The organism is Flavobacterium sp. KACC 22758 (assembly GCF_028736135.1).
GTDB classification, from domain to species: Bacteria; Bacteroidota; Bacteroidia; order Flavobacteriales; family Flavobacteriaceae; genus Flavobacterium; species Flavobacterium johnsoniae.
Map to the genome: position 1 here is coordinate 287,161 of NZ_CP117878.1, position 21,401 is coordinate 308,561.

The 21,401-nt window shown below is 33.4% G+C and carries 18 protein-coding genes and 1 tRNA gene; 9 read left to right on the plus strand and 10 right to left on the minus strand.

Annotated elements, in window-relative coordinates; all coding sequences use genetic code 11:
• Window positions 1-128: 128 nt before the first annotated feature.
• From PQ462_RS01305 to PQ462_RS01330, 6 genes are all read right to left on the minus strand, one after another.
• A complete protein-coding gene (locus tag PQ462_RS01305; protein ID WP_274252086.1) occupies window positions 129-2,756 on the minus strand; it encodes a T9SS type A sorting domain-containing protein in 2,628 nt (875 codons plus the stop codon).
• 51 nt (window positions 2,757-2,807) lie between these two features.
• Window positions 2,808-3,245, minus strand: a complete 438-nt coding sequence (locus PQ462_RS01310) for a retropepsin-like aspartic protease (RefSeq protein ID WP_012023351.1) — start codon at window positions 3,243-3,245, stop codon at window positions 2,808-2,810.
• On the minus strand, window positions 3,197-5,851 hold the full coding sequence (locus PQ462_RS01315; RefSeq protein WP_274252087.1) for a CHAT domain-containing protein: 2,655 nt from the start codon (window positions 5,849-5,851) through the stop codon (window positions 3,197-3,199). Before PQ462_RS01315 ends, PQ462_RS01310 begins: the two co-directional genes overlap by 49 nt.
• A 151-nt stretch (window positions 5,852-6,002) precedes the next feature.
• Window positions 6,003-7,955 carry a PKD domain-containing protein gene (locus PQ462_RS01320; RefSeq protein ID WP_274252088.1) on the minus strand — a complete coding sequence of 651 codons (1,953 nt, stop codon included), beginning with the start codon at window positions 7,953-7,955 and terminating at the stop codon, window positions 6,003-6,005.
• 111 nt (window positions 7,956-8,066) lie between these two features.
• Window positions 8,067-9,056: a hypothetical protein gene (locus PQ462_RS01325; protein WP_274252089.1), complete on the minus strand. Its 990-nt coding sequence runs from the start codon at window positions 9,054-9,056 to the stop codon at window positions 8,067-8,069.
• A gap of 78 nt (window positions 9,057-9,134) precedes the next feature.
• A complete protein-coding gene (locus tag PQ462_RS01330; protein ID WP_274252090.1) occupies window positions 9,135-9,434 on the minus strand; it encodes a hypothetical protein in 300 nt (99 codons plus the stop codon).
• Window positions 9,435-9,562: 128 nt separating this feature from the next.
• Between PQ462_RS01330 and PQ462_RS01335 the strand changes: the two genes are divergently transcribed.
• From PQ462_RS01335 to PQ462_RS01360, 6 genes are all read left to right on the plus strand, one after another.
• Window positions 9,563-10,147: an RNA polymerase sigma factor gene (locus tag PQ462_RS01335; RefSeq protein ID WP_274252091.1), complete on the plus strand. Its 585-nt coding sequence runs from the start codon at window positions 9,563-9,565 to the stop codon at window positions 10,145-10,147.
• Window positions 10,148-10,149: 2 nt separating this feature from the next.
• On the plus strand, window positions 10,150-10,872 hold the full coding sequence (locus PQ462_RS01340; protein WP_274252092.1) for a tetratricopeptide repeat protein: 723 nt from the start codon (window positions 10,150-10,152) through the stop codon (window positions 10,870-10,872).
• Window positions 10,873-10,989: 117 nt separating this feature from the next.
• On the plus strand, window positions 10,990-12,636 hold the full coding sequence (locus PQ462_RS01345; RefSeq protein ID WP_274252093.1) for a S41 family peptidase: 1,647 nt from the start codon (window positions 10,990-10,992) through the stop codon (window positions 12,634-12,636).
• A 222-nt stretch (window positions 12,637-12,858) separates the two neighbouring features.
• A complete protein-coding gene (locus PQ462_RS01350) occupies window positions 12,859-13,638 on the plus strand; it encodes a TatD family hydrolase (protein WP_073408147.1) in 780 nt (259 codons plus the stop codon).
• 64 nt (window positions 13,639-13,702) lie between these two features.
• Window positions 13,703-14,839: a 1-acyl-sn-glycerol-3-phosphate acyltransferase gene (locus PQ462_RS01355; protein ID WP_274252094.1), complete on the plus strand. Its 1,137-nt coding sequence runs from the start codon at window positions 13,703-13,705 to the stop codon at window positions 14,837-14,839.
• Window positions 14,829-15,860, plus strand: a complete 1,032-nt coding sequence (locus PQ462_RS01360) for an asparaginase (RefSeq protein ID WP_274252095.1) — start codon at window positions 14,829-14,831, stop codon at window positions 15,858-15,860. The genes PQ462_RS01355 and PQ462_RS01360 overlap by 11 nt, the downstream gene beginning before the upstream one ends.
• Before the next feature lie 137 nt (window positions 15,861-15,997).
• Here the strand turns inward: PQ462_RS01360 and PQ462_RS01365 are convergent, their stop codons facing one another.
• Window positions 15,998-17,239 carry an MFS transporter gene (locus PQ462_RS01365; RefSeq protein WP_121362579.1) on the minus strand — a complete coding sequence of 414 codons (1,242 nt, stop codon included), beginning with the start codon at window positions 17,237-17,239 and terminating at the stop codon, window positions 15,998-16,000.
• A 91-nt stretch (window positions 17,240-17,330) separates the two neighbouring features.
• On the opposite strand from PQ462_RS01365, the gene PQ462_RS01370 reads away from it, so the two are divergent.
• From PQ462_RS01370 to PQ462_RS01380, 3 genes are all read left to right on the plus strand, one after another.
• Window positions 17,331-18,212: a LysR substrate-binding domain-containing protein gene (locus tag PQ462_RS01370; RefSeq protein WP_073408143.1), complete on the plus strand. Its 882-nt coding sequence runs from the start codon at window positions 17,331-17,333 to the stop codon at window positions 18,210-18,212.
• 51 nt (window positions 18,213-18,263) lie between these two features.
• A tRNA-Ser gene (locus PQ462_RS01375) sits at window positions 18,264-18,350 on the plus strand.
• Window positions 18,351-18,503: 153 nt separating this feature from the next.
• The gene (locus tag PQ462_RS01380) at window positions 18,504-18,998 is read left to right on the plus strand and encodes a hypothetical protein (RefSeq protein WP_012023364.1); all 495 of its coding nucleotides are present in this window, start codon (window positions 18,504-18,506) and stop codon (window positions 18,996-18,998) included.
• Window positions 18,999-19,084: 86 nt separating this feature from the next.
• Here PQ462_RS01380 and PQ462_RS01385 read toward each other — a convergent pair whose 3' ends face one another.
• The 3 genes from PQ462_RS01385 to PQ462_RS01395 form a co-directional block, all read right to left on the minus strand.
• Window positions 19,085-19,486: a helix-turn-helix domain-containing protein gene (locus PQ462_RS01385; RefSeq protein ID WP_274252096.1), complete on the minus strand. Its 402-nt coding sequence runs from the start codon at window positions 19,484-19,486 to the stop codon at window positions 19,085-19,087.
• Between the two features lie 341 nt (window positions 19,487-19,827).
• Window positions 19,828-20,334: a GNAT family N-acetyltransferase gene (locus tag PQ462_RS01390; RefSeq protein ID WP_274252098.1), complete on the minus strand. Its 507-nt coding sequence runs from the start codon at window positions 20,332-20,334 to the stop codon at window positions 19,828-19,830.
• Window positions 20,335-20,407: 73 nt separating this feature from the next.
• Window positions 20,408-21,373 carry a nitrilase family protein gene (locus tag PQ462_RS01395; protein ID WP_274252099.1) on the minus strand — a complete coding sequence of 322 codons (966 nt, stop codon included), beginning with the start codon at window positions 21,371-21,373 and terminating at the stop codon, window positions 20,408-20,410.
• Window positions 21,374-21,401 lie beyond the last annotated feature (28 nt).

Below are 21,401 nucleotides of genomic sequence, written 5' to 3' on the forward strand. Positions count from 1 at the left end.
TTTAGACGAAAAATCCCAAATTCCGAAAGGAGTTTGGGATTTTTTATTAGAATCAATTCTGATAATTTTCAAAATTGATTTGTATGCTAACTGGAATTTGGAATTTCTTTATTGAGATTTAACTCCTGTTATTTTTTCACAATCTTAATGGTTTTAGTCTGCCCTTCTGATTTTACTTTTAAGAAATAAAGACCGGAAGAAACATTTGATAAATCAATTTCAGAATGTGTATTGTTAATTTGTTTTGCCAAAATAAATTTTCCTGAAACCGAAATTACCTCAACTTCATCAATATTAGATGCATTGCTGATATTTAAAACATGCTGAACAGGATTTGGATAATATCTAAAATTCGGCAGCACAAAATCATCTGTAGAAAGAGAACCACTTATTTTTGCTGTTACAGCAAGGCGTTCTCTGCTTTCAACTCCGTCTACAGTCTGCGAAGCATAATACGTTACACCATCTACCAGAACAGTTGTCAGCGGTAAGGTTGGCTCAATTGCTTTTTTAGCTGTTTTATTAGTTGAAAAACCTTTACTGCTGTACCATTTGATATTTTGACCATTAACAATAATATCTCCTAAAGTCTGTCCCGGTTTAAATTCGAAAACAATTTCTTTTTTTCCGTCTATTAATGGAGCAGGAGCTTCGATTACAACATTAAACAAGTTGAAGCATCCATTTGCATCCTGTGCAATAATCTGATAATCACCTGGTGTTAAATTCGTAAAAATGTTATTAGTAGAAAATTCAGCAAAATTTGGAGAAATACTATATACTATTTGGCCAGTCCCGCCATGAGATTCAATTTTGATAGTCTGCTCTTCAACTATTATGTTTGATATTAAAGGAGCAGCAGGTTCAGTTATTTTAACAACTATCATTGCCTCACAGCCAGCAATATCTCTTCCTGTTATGTTATATGTGCCAGCACTCAGATTATAAAAAGTGTCAAGTGCTGTAAATGGTCCGCCATTAATTGAATAACTATAAGAAGGCTGTCCTCCCAATGCATTAACTTTAATAAATCCACTATTATCTCCTTTACATTGTATGTTTTGCTGTTCAGATACAATTACCAGAGAAGGTGTTTGCTGTACTTCTACAGAAGTATTCGCTGTATTATTTTGAGAATCCTTAACTATGATAACATATATGCCAATAGATGCAGCAAAATAAACATTCGAATTAGTAAATGTCTGTCCATTGTTAAATGAATATTGGTAAGAACCACTGCCTCCGCTTGCAGTAACTGTAATTATTCCCGGCATATTACAGCTTATCGCAGTTGCTGTAGCTTGTACTGTAAGCGGTGATATTGGATTTATATCGATGTCTGATTTTGAAACCACACAGCCGTTAGAATCTTTAACATATACGGAATAAGTTCCTTTAGGCAGATTTTCAAAAACGTTACTATCCTGATAATTTAAGAAATCAACAGAATATTGGTACGTGCCAGTTCCTCCGCCTGCCGTAACAGTAATAGTTTGATTGTTTACTGCGACAGTCGACGTGAGTATTTCTGGTTCTGTTATTGTAATATTTAGAGGATATGAGGCACAACCATTAGCGTCCTTAACAACTGCAGTATAAGTCCCGGCAGCTAAGTTGTAGAAAGTATCGTCAGGCTGAAAATTTACTGAATTCAGAGAATATGAATATTGACCCCCGCCTCCTGATGCTGATAATTTTATTGATCCATCATTAGATCCTTTGCAAAATAGATTTCGCACTTCAGCCGTAACCGTTGGCAGATTTATTGTTGAAACTACTACAGGTATAGTTATTTCATTATTTTTTACATCACGAACTTTTATTACATAGTTTCCCGCTGGTAAATCATGAAATACATTTATAGAAGAAAAATCACTTCCATTAATAGAATAAACATAAGAAGGATTTCCTCCAGCAGCTATAACTGTAATCATACCTAAATGATTACAAGTAACAGGTTCTGACTGGGCTGCAACCGTAAGAGGAGGATTAATTATAATAGGATTAGTTTGAAATATACAGCGGTTAGCATCTCTCACAGTCACATTATATGTACCAGGCATCAGGTTCGTAAAATATTGACTTTTTTGATAGTCTAAACCATTTAATGAATATTCATATTCTGGTTTTCCTCCTGAGGCATTAACAATAATTACATTTTGATTATCAACTATTACATTGGCATTCAAAAGGGCAGGCTGTTCTATTTGTACTGGATAAACTGCAGTAGAACAATTTAATGCATCTTTTGCCTGAATAACGTAAATTCCCGGAGATAAATTATCTAATTGCAGAGGATTTAAGCCGCCGTTATAAACAGTAAAGGGACCTCCATTTACTTGATACGCATAAGGAGCTTTACCGCCAGATGGAATAACAGTTATATGACCATTGTTCATTCCGTTACAATTAACAGGCGTTGTAAGAGGTGTAATGCTTAACTGTCCATATATTTTTAAATCAAAATAATTTGTGGTAACAGTTCCGTTATTATCAATTCTGGCATAAATTGTTTTAGATGGTGCAGAGCTGTTATATTGCGCAGGCTGCGAAATAGGATTTAAATTATTATTCGCATCATTCTGGCTTAAATGAAAACTAATAGCGGTTTCTGCCGGATTTAAATTTCCAAGTAAAAGAGAAGTATTGACCGTTAAATCAAAGTAATTATCTCCAAAACAATGCTCAATATTATTGACTTGAGCATAAAAAAGATTGGTGAACAGAAAAAGAAAACAGAGTAGAGTTTTTTTCATACGTATAGGTTTGTTAATTGGAGTAACAAATATATACGAAAAAACTTAATCCTACTTTAAATACAAATAATGATTAAAATAATCTATAATCGCCTTTCCTTCAAGCAGAACGTCGGCGCCGATAATGCCGTGAACAGGTTTAGCTTTGTACGATTCTAAAGCCTCATTTACATGCGAAAGATCAAAAATTACTATGCTGAAATCTTTGTTTTTCCAGCTTCCTAACTGTAATTTATTTTGAGATGAAATTTGGGTTGCCATTCCCGTTCCGCCCGCGCCAGAAGCTTTTGTTTTTGATTTTTTGGCAGACAATTCGAAACGTTCAATGCTTTCAAAACCAATGCAGGTGTTTGAAGCGCCCGTATCTAAAATGAAATTTCCTGAAATACCGTTAATTTTGGCTTTTATCTGCAGATGCTGTGTTTTGGTAACTTTAAACTTTATTTTTTTGTAATTCTCTTTTTTGAGAATCTCGTGAAGATTTTCCATTTTCGATAATGATTGAAACCCAAAAATAAGCCAATTACAATCAAAAAGCTAATCACATAATAGATATAATTTCCTGATTTTTCTTCTGCCGAAATTGAGCCGTAATACACAAACGAACTCCAATAATAAGGTGATTTCTTAGCATTCGGAATCGATTTGTCGTTTAAATATTCCCGTTTTGCATTAGTGTTAGCTTCAAAATAAGAAACATCATTTTTGACATTTTTATAAAAATCAGACATAAAAACCGAAGTCGTAAAATCATTTACTTTCCATAAAGAAAACAACAAATTCTGTGCTCCGGCAAACTGAAAACCCCTTGCAATACTCATCGCACCTTCGGCTTTGTACAATTTTCCTATTCCCGTTTCGCAGGCACTTAAAACTACTAAATCAGGATTTATATGCAGATTATACAATTCTGAATACAGGATTTCCTGATCGTAAAATTTAATACTTGCCGGAGTTTCAATATCTCCAGAAGAAGCGTGTGTACTCAAATGAAGAATAGAATAATTGGGAGCATTATTTTTAAAATCAGCAAAACCCGCATTCGAATTTTCTAAATATTTCCCTTTAAAATTACGGCGAATAGATTCTAGTTCTTTTTTTGAATAACTAAGTTCGAAAGAAGTGCCTTCAAAAACCGGAAAAACACCCAAAACTGTTTTTTTAGATTTTGAAACAGGTTTAGTATTGAGATAAATATTTGCCGAAGTAGTATAAGCAATCCTGAAATCATTAAGTAAATAATGCATTTTTGCAAAATTGGTCGTGTTAGATTCCTGAGTAATTAAAGCTTCAAAAGGGAGAAAATTTAAAATTCCGTCAGGAACAATGATAAGGTTTTTGTAAACAGAATTATTCGGAAGTTTTAATAAATCATAAACATCTTTTCCATAATGATTATAGCCGGAAATATCATTTGTAATAGCATCCGGGCTGTTAAAATAATCTATAAACTGGGCAATTCTTGGAATACCAAGATGAGTAATATTAATATGATTTAGACCAATTTGATCGTTTTGTAAAACAAAAAAATACAGCTTTTCAGATCCCATAAAATAATAAACCATCATCGCTTTATCTTTCTTTAATTTTGAAAGCAGCGCTTTGACATCGCATTTTTCAGGAATATAATCTGTATTTTCAGACTGTACTTTTTTCAGCGAAATCATGACTTCATTTTGCTGTTTTATAAGTGTGTTGATTTTTGAAATATTGGCCGAATCTCCTTTTTGCTGTTCTTTTAAAATCGCATTATTTAAGTTTTGCAGTTCTTGCAAAAGTTGTTTTTCTTCTGCGGAAGCATTTTTAATATTCGAACGATAACCTTTTAAAATACCCGATTTTGTTTTTTCTGATAATTGAAAAGCTTCTTCCAGATATTTCGTTTTTCCTTCTTTACGGAACAATTCATCATAAACAAAAAGACATTTTTCGGTACGATTCCGGGATCGCAGCTGCATCAGGATTTTTGAGTTTTCATAAACCAGACTATTCATCAATAAATCTTCAATGTAGAACGAAAGTTCAAAAGCCTTTAATGCATTTTTAGGATCTTTTATTTTTAGAATTTCAGCCTGTAAATCGAGCGCATCAACTAAGACTGTTTCAGCATACAATTGATTTTTATTCGGAAGAATATCTTTTGAATTGTAATTTGGAATCAGAGTTTTAAAAACAACTGAAATCTGTTTGGCGCTTTCCTCATATTTTTGTTCATCAAAAAGTAACAAAGCTTTTTCATAATAGAGTTTGGCCTGTTTTCTAGGCTGTTGATTTTTTGTGTCTAAAAGAAGTTTTTCCGCCTTCTGCATATAAGAATCAGCAATATCAAATCGCTGCCATTGCCGGTTCATTGAAGCTAGATTGCGATAAGAATTGGATAAAGTTTCTGATTGGCCTTTTTCGTTTTTTAAATATTCTATTGAAGATAGAAATGCTTTTTCTGCATTTTGAGGAGAATTTTTAATGAATTGTTTAGAATTTAACCAATAATTATTTCCCAGATTATTGAGTAAAATTCCTTTTTGAGAGTTCGATAATTTTTCTGTTTTCAACGTGTTTTCTAAAACTTCAATTGCCAAAGAAATTTTCCCTGAACTTTGATAAACATTAGATAAATTTAAAATTGCAGCAAACTTTTGGTTTTGTGCGTCGGGATAATTTTTAGAAGTATTTACAATAAAATAATATTGTTTTATAGTGTTTTCGGCGCTGTCATAATCGCCCAGAACAGTATATAAATTTCCTAAAGGTTTTAAGCAGAATTCTATAATATCGTAATTGCTGAGCTTTTGTTTCTGGTAAATCTGCCACGCTTTTTCATAACTCGAAATGGCATTTTGTGTCTGCCCAAATTGGTTTTCATAATAGGCTTTATTGCAGTTTAAAACCACGAGTGCCAATAATTCATCTTTAGTTTTTGGTTTTGGATTTTTCCAAAAATCAGCCTCGGCATTTGATAAATCCTGTATTGCTTTTGCAGAAGGATGAGCAGTAAAAACATCAATTGCATGGTAAATTTTATCTTCCTGATTCTGCCCGAAAGCATTCAGAGTTAGGAAAAGAAAGATTAAACCATATAAGCGATATAAGTTCATATTGAATTGATTGTATCATCATATGTCAGTCTGAGCGAAGTCGAAGACCTTTTTTGTTATGAAGCCTTCGACTTCGCTCAGGATGACATCAATGTTTAAAATTTCCAAAATCCTTTAAAGTTTTTTCGCCACGAATCTCTGTGTAATAACTTTAAAACTTCCATATTCCATAAACCTGAAAATAATTGAAATTCTGTTCAAAATTAATTACATAACGCGCTCCCAAACTTGGACCAATTCTGGCGAAACCTGCAGTTAAATCAAATAAAAGTCCGGTTTTAAAATCGGTAAAAGAAGTTTTTGTTTGATTGCTTGTTGTACTCGAATTGATTAAAAAGCTCTCTTTATCGCCTTCATACGTATCAACTTTTATATTTTGATTCTGCTCTTGCGAAACATTTATATTGGCCTGAATTCCGGCACCAATGCCAATATAGTTATTAATGTTATACCGAATTAAAACAGGAACTTCCCAATTGATATTTTTGTTTTCAGTTGCCGTTGTAGTGCGTACCAATTGTCTTGTTCCGTTTGCATTCGTATTCAATTGATCTGTAACTGTTACAGCACTATTATACTGATTTAAGGCATTTGTCCATTCTACCTGCCAGTAAAAGCGATAGGATTTAAAAGGCGAAAGCGTCGCGCCCACAAAATAACTCGTTGATTTATCTAAATCAGGATAAAAATTATATCCGGCTTTTACGCCAATAGAAATTCCGGGCAGAAATCGGGTAGTGGCGTAGTTTGTAATTATAGGTTCATTTTTGTCGAATATAATCGAAGTCCGGCTTTTGGTTTTTACTTTATGAAAGTCCTCGCCAAACTTCATAGAATATTTTACAAAACCTTTTGTACTGTCTTTTTCTTTTACATTTTTCTGTTCTGTTCCCGGCAGATAAATATTCTTAAAGGTAAAAATGATTTGTTTCTGTTTGATAATCGTGTCGAGACAACTTACGGTTGGTTCTTCGCCTTTTGGGCAGATGGGACATTCTGGATACATACTTTCTATTTGAAAAGTTTTCTTGTCGAACATATCCGGAATATCAGTTTCTAAACGAATTTTTCGGGCCGGACCTTCACCATTATTTTGAAAACGGGTTTTAAAATTAACTCTTTTAAAACGTACCAGCCTATAATTCATAAAACGTCCGTTTGACCCCATTTTATTTGGATCGTGAGACGTTACAATTTCCATTTCAAGGTTTTTAATCTTATGGTTTTTATAGCTTCGATTAGGAACAAAAATCCCGCGCATCGTGACCGTTGCGCTGGTATCTTTTATCATTTCGGGAGTGGTTTTAAATGTGTAAAAAACATTTCGTGTTTCTCCAGGATCAGCATTATCAAATTCTAAAATCGAAACATTATGGTAGATTTTATGAGCATCTAAAAGTGAAGCATCAAGATCTTCCTCAGTAGTTGTATTTCGGTATTTTTTAAGTTTGAAACTGTTTTCGGCTGAAGCCAGATAATTATTAGAATCGTCAAGATCGTTTACAGATGCCGTTAAGTTTTCTTTAATTTCACGTTCGTCTGCATAAGTTCTAAAATCACTTAATTCAAAGTTATTATGTTTGAATTGTTTCTCATTGTAAAACAAATAAAGTTTGCCGCTGGAAACATAATTCTCCAGATTTTGATAACTCACAACGACTACCATTTCCTGCTCCGGAATAGGATCGCAGTTTTTTAAAATTGCAAAACCGTTTTGATCTGCTATTGAAGCAATGTCTTTATAATTGGTATCGGTAATATCATTTACAGCGACTTTTTTCGGACGTGTTGCCGGCGGTTTTCCGTTGTCGTAATTATTTGTTACGGCAAGTCTCGTCGTGTAAGTTCCTTTCTTTTTATAAACATGCTTAGGTTCTGCTTCTTTGCTGTAATGACCGTCGCCCAGTTCCCATAAATACGAATAACTTGGTTTTGGAGCACCCGCAATTGGAATCAATGGCGGTGTTTCGGGTTTAAAATTTACAGCATTTCCATTTTGGATAAAACCAATAACAGCTCTTCGGGTTATGGTGTCTTTTACTTTGGTTTGCCCTATTGAAAAAATCGAGAATAGAATAAAGAAAATAGACAGTTGTGGTTTCATAACTAGATAGTTTTGGGTTCTAAAATCTTAAAAATCAATTTTAAAACAAGATTAAATGTAAAAAAAAGTGATGAGCAAATCATCACTTTTTCTTAAAAAAGCATTTGTTAGTTACTGAATGGCATTAATTGCAGCAACAAGCTGGGCTTCTGTACCGACTGTTGTTTCGGCTTGTGTAAAGGTATATGTAGTATTTGCAGTTATTGTTACTCCCCTAATTGCATATCGCCAGCTGCCATTATCTTCTGTGGCAAAAATAATGTGGCAGGCTAATCCAACAGGAATTTGTCCGTAATGTTCACTAAACAATCCTTCGGCAGTATAAGTATCCAGTTTAGCAAGAGCATTTGTTCCTTCGCCGTCATAAGAAAGATAAACAGCGCTGTTTGTGTTATTGTATCCGTCTGGAACATCTACTAAAATAGTTGTTTTTGGTCTTGGATCGCTGTAAAAACGGTCAACATTTGTCCATCCAAAGTTTCCAAAAGTTACATAGTAATTGTTTCCTTCACCTTGAACGCCGCCTTTTCCGCCGGTTCCGTCAGCATTTGCTTTTGCTTCTCTCCAGGCTAATTCTCCTTTATCATCAATTACTCCAGTCCATAAAGTCATTAAATTATCGTAGCCATTTGTTAAAGCAGTTGGCACAATCATGCTTAATGAACAGGAAGTTTGAAGTTCTACTCCGCCCTGAGTCGCTTTGATAAAAAATTCTCCACCAGAAATTAAAAGGTTTTTCTTTCCGTCGGCAGTAATTCCCATTGTTGGTTTATTGGTTACCAGCATATTTCCTTTATCAAAAAGCTCGATGTATTCAATATCTACTTGTCCGGTTACAGGATTTCCGTTTTTAGTTAAACAGTCTCCGTTGATATATAATTTTACCCCTTTTGCCGAAGTTAAAGTTACCACACCATTTCCTGCAGTCATGGTAAAATTTTGAGTATTTCTTTTTACACCTTTTTCATTAATACTTTTAAATGCTGCCGAAGTTGGAGGTAAAATAAGATCACTGCCATTTTCTACGTCACTGTTATCACAGCTTACAAAAGAGATTAGTAAAAGGAATAAAAGTCCGATTGTTTTAAAATTTGTATTCATAATTTCTGGTTTTTAATGATTATTATATTGATAGATGTTCGAGGTAAATATTTTGTTACCCCTGTTTTTATTTTTTATTTATGCCGAAAGACATTTGTCTTCAAAAAGATTTCCATCTTCGTCAACAGCCACAAGAATGCTCGTCTTTCGCGAAAGCGTAATGATTAAATAAATCCATACAATAGACCAAAGCCCGAAAGTGAGACAGGTAAACAATAAATGAAAGGTATGTTTGACTGCTTTTTTTTCTTTAGACAAAACAACATATGGCAGTTTCTCGTTGTGTTCTACGATTACAAAACCATTTCGTGTTTTGGCCGAAATAATTTTGTAAAATTTATCTAAAGTCTTTTCGTCTGTAAATTGATACGTTTCCATTTTCTCTTAATTTTAACTGTTTTAAAAGATTTCTGTCTGCTTATATCAATTGAAATTGTTAATTGTTACCCATTTGATTGAAATTTATTTGAGATTCTTTTTAACTTTATCTGATTAAAAGTTTTTTTATGGATAAAAACAAAATACATCCTGACCAAAAATATATTGATGGTCTTGCCGAAAATGATTCGCTGGTAATTCAGTCTATATATAAAAAGTTTGTTCCTAAAGTCGTTATGTTTATTATGAACAATTCCGGCGATAGAGACCAGGCACAGGATGTAGTTCAGGAAATATTGATTTTGCTTTTTAATCAGGCCAAAGCCAATTCGTTAAAACTAACCTGTCCTTTTGATGCTTATTTCTTTTTATTGTGTAAAAGAAAATGGCTCAATGAACTGAAAAAAACATCTAATAAAGGGGTAACAATTATTGAAGACGTTTTATCTATCAATGAATCTGCGCATGAGTTAATTGGTCAAACCGAACAATTTGATGAAAAACAAGAGCTTTTTGACACCATGTTTGAGAAACTGGGAGACAAATGCAAAGAGCTTTTAAAACTGAGTTTTGAAATTAAATCGATGGAAGAAGTAGCCGAAAAACTAAACGTAACGTATGGTTATGTCCGCAAGAAAAAATCATTATGCGTTGGTCAGTTAACACAGTGGATTCAGGAAGCAAAAAACTTTAAATCTTTAAAAAACAATTAGTCATGAACGAAGAACGTTACATATTATTTGATCAATATCTTCAGGGCGAATTAACGGCTGATGCTAAAAATGATTTTGAAAAACAATTGTTGGAAAATCCTGAATTTGCATCAGAATTTGAAACTTTTAAAGAAATACAATTTCAATTAGCCAATAAATTTGGAATTGAACAGGAACGAGAAGCTTTTAAACAAAATCTGACTCAGATATCAGAGAAACATTTCGATAACAAAACAAAAGTAATTGGTTTAAAACCATGGTATTTAGCAGTTGCAGCTTCGGTTGCAGTTCTATTTGGGTTATTCTTTTTCAACTATAATCAAAATCCGGCTTTTGCTGATTATAACGATCCGGAACAAGCCTCATTTACAGTAAGAGGAACAGTCAATGAGTCTTTAAAACAAGCAGAAGAAGCTTATAACGCAAAAAGATATAATAAAGCCATTCCGCTTTTTGAAACCGTTTTACAGAAACAAAAAACAGCAGAGATTCAGTTTTTTTACGGCGTTTCTTTATTAGAAGAAAGCCATTACTTAAAAGCCGAAGCTGTTTTTAATGAAATACATGCAGGAACTTCTGTTTACAAAGAAAAAGCACTTTGGTATTTGGCTTTATCTAAGTTAAAACAAAAAGATTATGAAGCTTGTAAACAAATTCTTGAAAGCATCTCTGAAGATTACGAAGGCTATGATCAGGTAGAAGAACTATTACATCAGCTGGATTAGATTATTCTTAATAAAATATTTCTCCTTTACGTAAAACCTCAATCGAATTTGGAATTTTAATTCTAAATTCGATTTTCTATTTTACAGCATTAACCAAAATCTAACCAGTCCCAATTAATGAAAAAAATTACTTTATTTCTTTTTATTACACTTTCACAAATTACATTCTGCGCTCCAAAAATTACTGAAACCGAAAAGCTTTTTGCAACCTGCAAAGTCTGGGGTTTCTTAAAATATTATCATCCAAAAGCAGCCAGTGGAGAAGTCAATTGGGATAAGCAGCTTTTAGAAAAACTTCCTAAAATAGAAAAAGCACAAACCAAAGAAGAGTTTTCACTGCTTCTTGAAAACTGGATTGACGATCTTGGACCAGTAAAAGAAATTGCACCAATTCCTGCACCAAAAGATGTGGAGTTTTTTGATAAGAATTTCGATTTAAGCTGGTTTAATAATAAGTTGTTTTCTAAAAAACTTTCAAAGAAATTAAAATTTATTGAAGAAAACAGATTCCAGAGCAATGAGGAATATGGACCAAGTTTTGACGGGTTTAAAAATTTAAAAAATTATTTTAACCTAGATTGTAATGACAAAAACTCTAAGTTGTTAATGCTGTATGCATATTGGAATGTTGTAGAATATTATTTTCCGTATAAATACATAATGGATCAGAAATGGGATGAAACTTTAAAAGAGGTGCTGCCTTCTGTTATTCAATCAAACACTTCAGAAGATTTTTATAAAGTATTAAGAAAAACAGCAGCAAAACTCGATGACAGCCATGTTGAGTTTCATATATATCCATCTTTAGGATCGAAAAAGAGCTTTTATTATTTTCCGGCAACTGGCAAAATAATGGAAGAGAAGCTTGTAGTTACAGAGATTTTAGGAGACAGCCTGGCCGAGGCAGATGATATTAAAATTGGAACAGTGATTACCAAAATAAATGATAAGAGTATCAAAGAAATTATTGAAGAAAAAAGAGAGATGATTTCTGCTTCAAATGAGGTTTCTTATCTGGACAAAGTTGTTCCGGTAATGTTGCTTAGTGAATCTGAAAAGGTTAAAGTAGAATTTTTTAAAGACGGAAAACACGAAACAAAGTTAATGACTTGGTTTAATTATCATGACTCACATCGAAATGAATATAAAAAGGGAGCGCAGAAAAAACAAGATAAATTTAAACTTCTCGATAACAATATAGGTTATGTTAATATGGGAGTTATAAAACCTAAAAATATTGCAGAAATGGCTGACGCTCTCAAATCGACAAAAGCAATTGTTTTTGATATGAGAAATTATCCAAAAGGAACTTTTAAAGAGATTGCCGCTTTTTTAAACTCGGAGGAAAAAGAATTTTGCCAATATACACAGCCTTATTTAAACTATCCCGGGCGTTATGAATGGACAGGAGGAAGAAAAGCGGGATTTGAAAACAAAGACAATTATAAAGGGAAGGTAATCGTGCTGCTTAATGAAGATTCTATAAGCCAGTCAGAATGGACGGCGATGTGTTTTCAAACAGCAGGAAATACCACAATAATAGGAAGTCAAACTGCTGGAGCAGATGGCAATGTGTTTGAATTTGATTTCAGTGGATTTCATACAGGCTTTTCGGGACTTGGAGTGTATTATCCAGACCGCAGAGAAACCCAGCGCATAGGAATTGTACCAGATATTGAAGTAAAACCAACCATAAAAGGAATGCAGGAAGGAAAAGATGAGGTCTTAGATCGTGCTTTGCTGTTTATCGAAACCGGAAAGTAAACATTAGTTTGTCTTCATGAGCGAAATCGAAGCATCATATGAATTGACTAAAATAAGCGATAATCTGTATTTGACTTCGACTTCGCTCAGTATGACAAAAGCATAAAAAAATCCTTTGAAATAAGCGTTTTTACGAAGTGAATCGGTCATCCGTGTGCCATTTCACACGAAATTGCTATTCTTTTAATATTGTCGTAATTTTGGCATTTTAAAATTAGAGCCTTGAATTCAACACCCATTATTACCGATACACATACCCATTTATATTCTGAAGAATTTGATCAGGATCGTAACGAAATGATTCAACGCGCCATTGATGCCGGAGTTACTCGTTTTTTTATTCCAGCAATCGATGCTGCTGCGACACAATCGATGTACGATTTAGAGAAAAATTATCCTGATAACATTTTCCTGATGATGGGGTTGCATCCAACCTACGTAAAGGATAATTATGAAACCGAATTAGCCCATGTTGAAACCGAATTATCTAAACGAAAATTCTATGCAGTAGGCGAAATAGGAATCGATTTGTATTGGGATAAAACACATTTAAAAGAACAGCAAATTGCTTTTAAAAGACAAATTCAACTGGCAAAACAATACAAATTGCCAATCGTAATTCACTGTCGCGAAGCTTTTGATGAAATATTCGAAATTTTAGAAGAAGAAAAATCTGAAGATTTATTTGGGATTTTTCATTGTTTTTCCGGAACTTTAGAACAAGCATTGCAGGCCATTTCTTATAATATGAAATTAGGAATTGGCGGTGTTGTGACTTTTAAGAACGGAAAAATTGATCAGTTTTTAAATCAAATCGATTTAAAACACATCGTTCTTGAAACAGATTCTCCATATTTAGCACCAATTCCGTATAGAGGAAAAAGAAACGAAAGCAGCTATCTAGTCAACGTAATAGCTAAATTAAGCGAAGTATATGGCGTTTCTGCAGAAGAAATAGCAGTAATCACAACACAAAACTCAAAAGACGTTTTTGGGATTTAACCTGTGCCTTACAAAACTTTAATTTTTTTTTTGTTCTTTTGCCCACTTAAAACCTATATAAATAATGCAGAAATTTGATGCCATTCGACCTTTTTATGATACCGAAATAAATGAAGCCCTTCATGATGTTGTAAATCACCCAATGATGAAAACCATGATGAACTTTACTTTTCCGGATGTAGAAGATGAGGTTTGGAAGGAACAGTTAAAGAAAACACATTCTATTCGTGATTTTCAATGCAATTTTATTTATAACACCATCCAAAAAGTTCTTGAAAAAAGCTCAGAAGGTTTAACTACTTCAGGCTTTGAAAAATTAGAACCCAATACTTCTTATTTGTTTATCTCAAATCATAGAGATATTCTTTTAGATACTACATTATTAAATGTTTGTTTATTCGAACATGGTTTAGTAATGACCGCTTCGGCAATTGGAGATAATTTAGTAAAGAAAGCTTTCTTGGCAACTTTAGCAAAATTAAACCGAAACTTTTTGGTTTTAAGAGGTTTATCGCCTCGTGAAATGCTGCAAAGTTCTAAACTGCTTTCAGAATATATGGGACAGTTACTGCTTCGCGAAAATCGTTCGGTTTGGATTGCCCAAAGAGAAGGAAGAACAAAAGACGGGAATGACGAAACCAATCCGGGAGTTTTAAAAATGATTGGAATGGGGTCTGACGAACAAAACTTAATGGATTATTTTAAGAAACTAAAAATCGTTCCGGTTTCTATTTCTTATGAATATGATCCGACTGATGTATTGAAAATGCCGCAATTAATGGCAGAAGCAAACAACGAAGTTTACGTAAAAGACAAAAATGAAGATTTCATGACCATTTTAAGCGGTATCATGGGAACTAAAAAAAGAATACATATTTCTGTTGGCGATGTTTTAGATACTGAAATCGATAAGATTGTAGCCGAAAATGACAATGTAAACAAACAAGTTCAGGCTTTGGCACAGACTATTGATGATGTTGTTTTGAAAAACTATCAATTATGGCCGACTAATTTTATTGCTTACGATATTTTAAACGACACCAACCGATTTGCAGACAAATACAAAGAAAGCGAAAAACAGCTTTTTGAACGTCGTTTAGAAATGAGAATTGGAAGCGATAATCCTGTTACCAGACAAGGATTTTTGGCTATGTATGCCAATCCTGTTGTCAATAAATTAAAATACCAAGATGTCATCTAAAGCAAAAATATTATTGATTTATACCGGAGGAACCATCGGTATGAGCAAAGACTTTGAAACTGGAGCGCTTAAAGCCTTCAATTTTGGTAAATTAATTCAGAAAATTCCAGAAATTAAACAATTGGACTGCGAAATCGAATCGATTTCATTCGAACATCCAATTGATTCTTCGAATATGAATCCTCAAATGTGGACCAAAATTGCCACAATTATTGAGGAAAATTACGCTTCATACGACGGATTTGTTGTTCTTCACGGATCAGATACGATGTCGTATTCGGCTTCGGCATTGAGTTTTATGCTCGAGAATTTAGCAAAACCAGTTGTATTTACAGGTTCGCAATTGCCAATTGGAGACTTGCGTACCGATGCAAAAGAAAACCTGATTACAGCCATTCAGATTGCGTCACTTTTAGAAGACGGGAAACCGGTTATTACAGAAGTCTGTTTGTATTTTGAATACAAATTATACCGCGGAAACCGAACTTCAAAAGTAAATGCCGAACATTTTAGGGCTTTTACAGCACCAAATTATCCGGAATTGGTAGAATCTGGAGTTCATCTAAAATTGAACAAACATTTATTCCTTCCTATAAATAAAGATGCAAAACTAATCGTTCATAAAAACTTAGACAACCACGTAGCTATTATTAAAATGTTTCCGGGAATGAGTGAAATTGTTTTGGCTTCAATTCTTGCAACTAAAGGTTTAAGAGGAATTATTCTGGAAACTTACGGTTCAGGAAATGCTCCAACCGAAGATTGGTTTTTAAATTTAATTGAAAAAGCCATTAAATCCGGAATGCATATCGTAAACGTAACACAATGTTCTGGCGGAAGCGTGAATATGGGACAATACGAAACCAGCACTGCTTTAAAATCTTTAGGTGTTATTTCCGGAAAAGACATTACTACAGAAGCAGCAATTACAAAATTGATGTATTTACTGGGTCATAATATTCCTCAAAACGAGTTTAAAGATATTTTTGAAACGGCACTTCGCGGGGAAATATCTCTTTAGTGTCCCATAGGGACACTTGTGTTTTTAACGAAAATAATGCATCCGCCACGTTAATCAAACGTTCCTACGGAACGTATAACCGTAATTCAAATTTAATTCTACCAAGAAGAGATTCCTACGGAATGTTTTCTTTTGAATTAAAATTTCGAATTTCTATAAGGAACCGGACAAGTCTCTAAATCTTCAGAAGATTTATTTTTCTTATAATACACATAAACAATAACAGAAAGAATACAGATAATTCCCTGAATAGCAACGGTAGCTCTTACGCCAAGCGAGTGAGAAACATAACCAATAATTAAACTTCCCACAGGAATCATTCCCTGATAGGCCATCATAAAATAACTGATGCTTCTGGAACGCATACTAACAATACTGTGGGTCTGAATATAAATATTGATAGATGAGGTTTGTCCCATCATTCCAATTCCGCTTAACGTCATACAGATCAAAGCGACGGTAATGCTGTTTGAAACTGCTAAAATAATAACACTTAAACCCAAAAGTAAACTTGCGGCAATTAGTAATTTGCTCATATTTTCAGCAGATTTTAAATTGGCAAGATAAATAGCAGATAAAACAGAACCAATTCCGGCAGCACTTTCAAACCAGCTGAATGTTTCGGCATTTCCGTGGAAGATGTCTTTGGCAAAAACCGGCATAAGGGTATTAAACGAAATCACAAATAAACTGCTGCAGGTAAGCATTAAAAGCATTCTTGCCATTTCGGTTTCTTTCTTTACATAATCAAGACCTTCAATAAGATCGTCAATCATATTTAGTTTGTTTTCGGCTTTAATATGAGGTGTGATTTTCATTAACATTAAAGAAATCAAAACGGGAACATAGCTCACAAAGTTTCCAATGAAACAAATATCTTCGCCATATTCGTGCAGAATAATTCCCGCAAGTGCAGGGCCGGCGATACGGGCAAAGTTGTTCATTGTTGAATTAAGTGCAACCGCATTTGGAAGATCCTCTTTATTGTCAACAATATCAATCATCATGGTCTGACGGCAGGTCATATCAAAAGCATTGATAATTCCCTGAATTAAACTTAATGCTAAAATAAAGTTGATATTGTATATTTTAAAATAAATCAGCAAGGCCAAAGTTCCTGCTTGCAGCATGGCAAGAGACTGAAGAAAAACTAATGTTTTGTGTCTGTCGTAACGGCCAATAATACTTCCGGCCAGCGGAGCTAAAAATAAGGACGGAATCATGCTTAAAAACGTTGCCAATCCTAATAAAAATACAGATCCTGTTATGCTGTAAACCATCCAGCTTACGGCTGTTTTCTGCATCCAGGTTCCAATAACCGAAACGGATTGTCCGTAAAAGAATAACTTGAAGTTTTTTGATTTTAACGCTTTAAACATAACCTGAAATATTTTTTTACAAAGTTCGGGATTATGATTTCATTAGAAAAATTAATAATTTTACTGATTATAAGTAGTAAAACTTATCAATATGGAAATCTATCAACTCGAATATTTTATTAAAACAGCTGAGGTATTGCATTTTACAAAAGCAGCCGAATTGTGTTTTGTAACGCAATCCGGACTTTCACAGCAAATAAAAAAACTGGAAGAAGAACTCGGTATGCCTTTGTTTAAGCGAATTGGAAAGAAAGTGCAGCTTACAGAAGCAGGTTCGGTTTTTTTAATTCATGCCAAAAAAGTGGTAGAAAATGTAGAAAATGGAAAGCAGGCCATTGAAGATTTAAACGAAATGATTGGCGGTGAACTTCGAATAGGGGTTACTTATATCTTTGGTTTACTAGTTCTCCCTGTTGTTAATGCATTTGCCAAAAGATATCAGAATTTAAAAATCATAGTAGATTACGGTACAACTGAAGCCTTAGAGCAAAAACTGATTAATAATGAACTAGATTTAGTATTAGTAATTTCATCGCATGAAATTGGTCCTCCAATTCAAAAAGTGCCTTTGTTTACCTCAAATATGGTAATGGCAGTTGCTAAAACGCACCCTTTGGCTTCCTTAGAAAAAATGCCATTTAAAAAAATAGAAGAAGTACCGCTGATTCTTCCCGGAAAAGGATCGAATTCCAGAGAATATGTAGAAATATTGTTTGTAAAACATCATATGAAACCGAAGATTTCTATAGAGTTAAATTCGATTAATGCCTTATTGCAAATGGTAGAAAACAGCGACTGGGCAACTATTGTGGCCGAAAAAGCATTAAAGGGCTGGGAACATAGTCTTAAAGCCATTCAAATTACAGGAGTAGTAACCAAACGCGAATCTTTTATGCTCACGATTGGGAGTTACCAAAAGAAAGCCGTAAAATTGTTTATGGAAGCATTTAGCAAGAGCATAAACGAATCTTAAAAATTTACGTTGTAAAACTCGATTTTTTTTGTGTTCTTTGCAGACCAAAATAGAGAGGTGTCCGAGTGGTTGAAGGAGCTAGCCTGGAAAGCTAGTATATGGGTAACTATATCGAGGGTTCGAATCCCTTCCTCTCTGCAAATATAATCCCGCAATTTCTAATATTGAAATTGCGGGATTTTTGTTTTAGAAAAAAAACAGGTATTATTACTTAATTGTTCTTTGATAATAAATTATACATTGCGTTGTTTTTCAGTTGATTGTGTTGTGAACTCTTAAAAAATAATAACTATGACAGAGCCAGTATCAAATGATTCAGCTTCACTTAAAGTATTTATAAAGGAAATTCATAAAAACTATGAAATCTGGTATGCTAAAACATGCAGATTAAATTATAGAATTTGGTATTCGCTCCAGTTAATTTCATTATTAAGCGGTTTTTTGACTTCAATTTTTATAGCATATCAAGATAAAGATTCATGGACAGAAACAACAAGGCTTATTAGTGTTCTCATTCCATTATTTGGATCATTAGCTGGAACGCTTATTTTACAATTTAAAATTTTTGAAACATGGAAGCTGAGAGAAGAAGGCAGGATTTCATTTCAAAATTTAGTTAATTATAGTAACAGCCAGCTTTTAAAGTGTAAAAGTCAGGATGATTTTCAAAAACTATTTGAGGAAATAACGCTTAAAACAAATGAAATTGAAAATGAGCAATCAAATAAATTTTTTGCATTGTACGGTTCCAATTTTATTGCCTCGTTTGCACTAGATAAAAAGTAGATTATAAAAGATTTAATCCTTTTAAATAAAAAAGAGATTTCAAATTTGAAATCTCTTTTCACAATAAATTATATTTTATAAAAGGCTTACTTTTCTTTTAATAATTTTTCCAAATACTCATTTTTATCCTTTTCAGCTTGTACCAAACGCTCGTATAGTTCAACAACTTTATCTAAAGGATTAAAAGTGCAGTTGTAGTTATTGGAATTGAATATTCCATTACCACCAGTACTATTGTCATAAAAATTATTAAAATAATTAAATACAGCTTCTTCCGAAAAGTTTTTAATTGCTTCAACAGTAACTCCAAGAACTTTTGCAACTTCTTTAAGTTTTTCTTCGTCTATATTTTCACTGTTTTCTATATTCGAAACAGATTGCTGCGTTATACCTAGAGCCTCTGCCAATGCTTCTTGTTTCATGTCTCTAAGTTCACGAATACGGCTAATTTTTCGCCCTATATGATATGGTTTTGTTGCTGTGCTCATAAATCAAAGGTATTTAAAAATCTTAAAGAAAAATATATTTTGGTAAAAAATAAGCTGATTTTTGTAAGATACCGTTTTCATTTTTTATACAAAAATACAGTTTTTGAAAGATTTAATTAAAACTCAATCTTCAAAAACAATGTTTTTTATCTGTAAAACCCCAGCGGGGTAAAATATTTATAGAACCACAATAAGATAAATAAAAAAACTCCGGTGGAGTGACACATATTTAGGCTGTAGAAAATCATGTCACTCCTCCGGAGCTTTATGTTGTAAATATTTATTCTTTTCTATAAACATTTAGCTTCTCTGAAGCTTACAAAAAGACAGTGTTTTTGGTTTTAAAGCTTAATCTCAAACAAACTAAAAGAACCTTCTTTATAATGTTCCGGTAATTCATTTGTCCACTCAATTGTGCTTATTCCTTTGTACTCAAAACCACAGCTGGTGTAATATTTATTTATTCTTTCGTTACCGCTGTGTGTATCAAGCCGAATGTATTCTTTGCCATTTTCTTTGGCATATTCTTTAACCCATTCTACAATTTTTTTGACATAAGATTGTCCTCTGAATTTCGGGTTTGTAGCAATACGATGTAAATAAACTGCAGGATCTTTGCTGGCTTGTTTCCAAATAATTAAATCATTAAAAGTAAGTACAAATGTACAGGCAGCTTCGTTTCTTTCTTTGATTATAAAATGACGATTCTCAGCAATTTCTTTTTCTATTAATGTTCTTTCAAAACCTCTCCAACTTTTATTGTTTACAGTTTTCTGGTAAGATGTAGCTTCGTTATAAATATCGAAAACAGCATCGATATCCTGAGTTGTAGTTTTAAAAAATTCCATTGTTGGGTTTTATTCTGTAAATTAATGAATCTTCAAAGATAAATCTTTCAATAGCTTTAGAAAGATGAAACAATTAATTTATGCTTTTTTTATCAGAGTTCAGCCAGACAACATTTTGCTCTGATTGGTGATTTTGTCCAATAATATCTCTGTACAATTCTGGTCTTCTAGCTTTTATATAGCGATTCCCTCCAGCCTGAATGCATTTTTCTGGCGTAAGTATCGCCGTTGCAAAAGAATCGTCAAAAGTGCGGCATTCGGCTAGAATATCTCCAAAAGGATCAATAATCATAGAACAGCCGTTTTTTAACTGGTCATCGTCCATACCAATTGGATTCGAAAATATGGCATAAACAGCATTGTCATAAGCCCTTGCCGGAAGCCATTTCATTAACCAGTCACGGCCTTTCATTCCGTCAAATTCTAATCGTAATGAAGTTGGATCTGTTTCGCGGTTTTCCCAAAGCTGCGGCGACACAAAGCCGGCGCCAGGTCGGGTAGAAGGCGTACACATCGTTACGTGAGGCATAAAAATAATATCGGCACCCAAAAGTTTTGTGGCACGTACATTTTCGATAATATTATTGTCGTAACAAATTAAAATACCGCATTTCCAGCCTTCAATTTCAAAAATACAATAACGATCTCCAGGTGTTAAATACGGATTTATAAACGGATGCAGTTTTCGGTATTTGGCCACTAAACCATTTTTATCGACACAAACATAAGCTTTGAATAAATTGCCGTTTTCGTCTTTTTCAAAAAGTCCTGCTAATATTACAATGTTGTTATTTTTAGCAATCTCGGTCAATTTTAAAACGCTTTCTCCACTTGGAATCAATTCTGCAAGATCCAGCATTTGTTCTCTTGATAAATGCATCGCAAATGTATATCCGGTGATTGAGCATTCATGAAATGAAATCACATCACAGCCTTCAATTGACGCTTTTTGAGAAAGTTTTTCTATTACAGATAAATTATAGTTTTTGTCGCCGCTTTTGTTTTCAAACTGAGCAGCAGCAATTTTTAAATTTTTCATATTGTATGCTATTAATTTTAGTCAAAAA

What these genes read in the sequence shown, in the direction of transcription:
- PQ462_RS01330 (WP_274252090.1), bottom strand. Translation starts at nt 9,434, where the DNA reads ATGGAAACGTATCAATTTACAGACGAAAAGACTTTAGATAAATTTTAC.
- PQ462_RS01395 (WP_274252099.1), bottom strand. Translation starts at nt 21,373, where the DNA reads ATGAAAAATTTAAAAATTGCTGCTGCTCAGTTTGAAAACAAAAGCGGC.
- PQ462_RS01305 (WP_274252086.1), bottom strand. Translation starts at nt 2,756, where the DNA reads ATGAAAAAAACTCTACTCTGTTTTCTTTTTCTGTTCACCAATCTTTTT.
- PQ462_RS01340 (WP_274252092.1), top strand. Translation starts at nt 10,150, where the DNA reads ATGAACGAAGAACGTTACATATTATTTGATCAATATCTTCAGGGCGAA.
- PQ462_RS01325 (WP_274252089.1), bottom strand. Translation starts at nt 9,056, where the DNA reads ATGAATACAAATTTTAAAACAATCGGACTTTTATTCCTTTTACTAATC.
- PQ462_RS01355 (WP_274252094.1), top strand. Translation starts at nt 13,703, where the DNA reads ATGCAGAAATTTGATGCCATTCGACCTTTTTATGATACCGAAATAAAT.
- PQ462_RS01360 (WP_274252095.1), top strand. Translation starts at nt 14,829, where the DNA reads ATGTCATCTAAAGCAAAAATATTATTGATTTATACCGGAGGAACCATC.
- PQ462_RS01365 (WP_121362579.1), bottom strand. Translation starts at nt 17,239, where the DNA reads ATGTTTAAAGCGTTAAAATCAAAAAACTTCAAGTTATTCTTTTACGGA.
- PQ462_RS01335 (WP_274252091.1), top strand. Translation starts at nt 9,563, where the DNA reads ATGGATAAAAACAAAATACATCCTGACCAAAAATATATTGATGGTCTT.
- PQ462_RS01315 (WP_274252087.1), bottom strand. Translation starts at nt 5,851, where the DNA reads ATGAACTTATATCGCTTATATGGTTTAATCTTTCTTTTCCTAACTCTG.
- PQ462_RS01390 (WP_274252098.1), bottom strand. Translation starts at nt 20,334, where the DNA reads ATGGAATTTTTTAAAACTACAACTCAGGATATCGATGCTGTTTTCGAT.
- PQ462_RS01320 (WP_274252088.1), bottom strand. Translation starts at nt 7,955, where the DNA reads ATGAAACCACAACTGTCTATTTTCTTTATTCTATTCTCGATTTTTTCA.
- PQ462_RS01345 (WP_274252093.1), top strand. Translation starts at nt 10,990, where the DNA reads ATGAAAAAAATTACTTTATTTCTTTTTATTACACTTTCACAAATTACA.
- PQ462_RS01385 (WP_274252096.1), bottom strand. Translation starts at nt 19,486, where the DNA reads ATGAGCACAGCAACAAAACCATATCATATAGGGCGAAAAATTAGCCGT.
- PQ462_RS01370 (WP_073408143.1), top strand. Translation starts at nt 17,331, where the DNA reads ATGGAAATCTATCAACTCGAATATTTTATTAAAACAGCTGAGGTATTG.
- PQ462_RS01310 (WP_012023351.1), bottom strand. Translation starts at nt 3,245, where the DNA reads ATGGAAAATCTTCACGAGATTCTCAAAAAAGAGAATTACAAAAAAATA.
- PQ462_RS01380 (WP_012023364.1), top strand. Translation starts at nt 18,504, where the DNA reads ATGACAGAGCCAGTATCAAATGATTCAGCTTCACTTAAAGTATTTATA.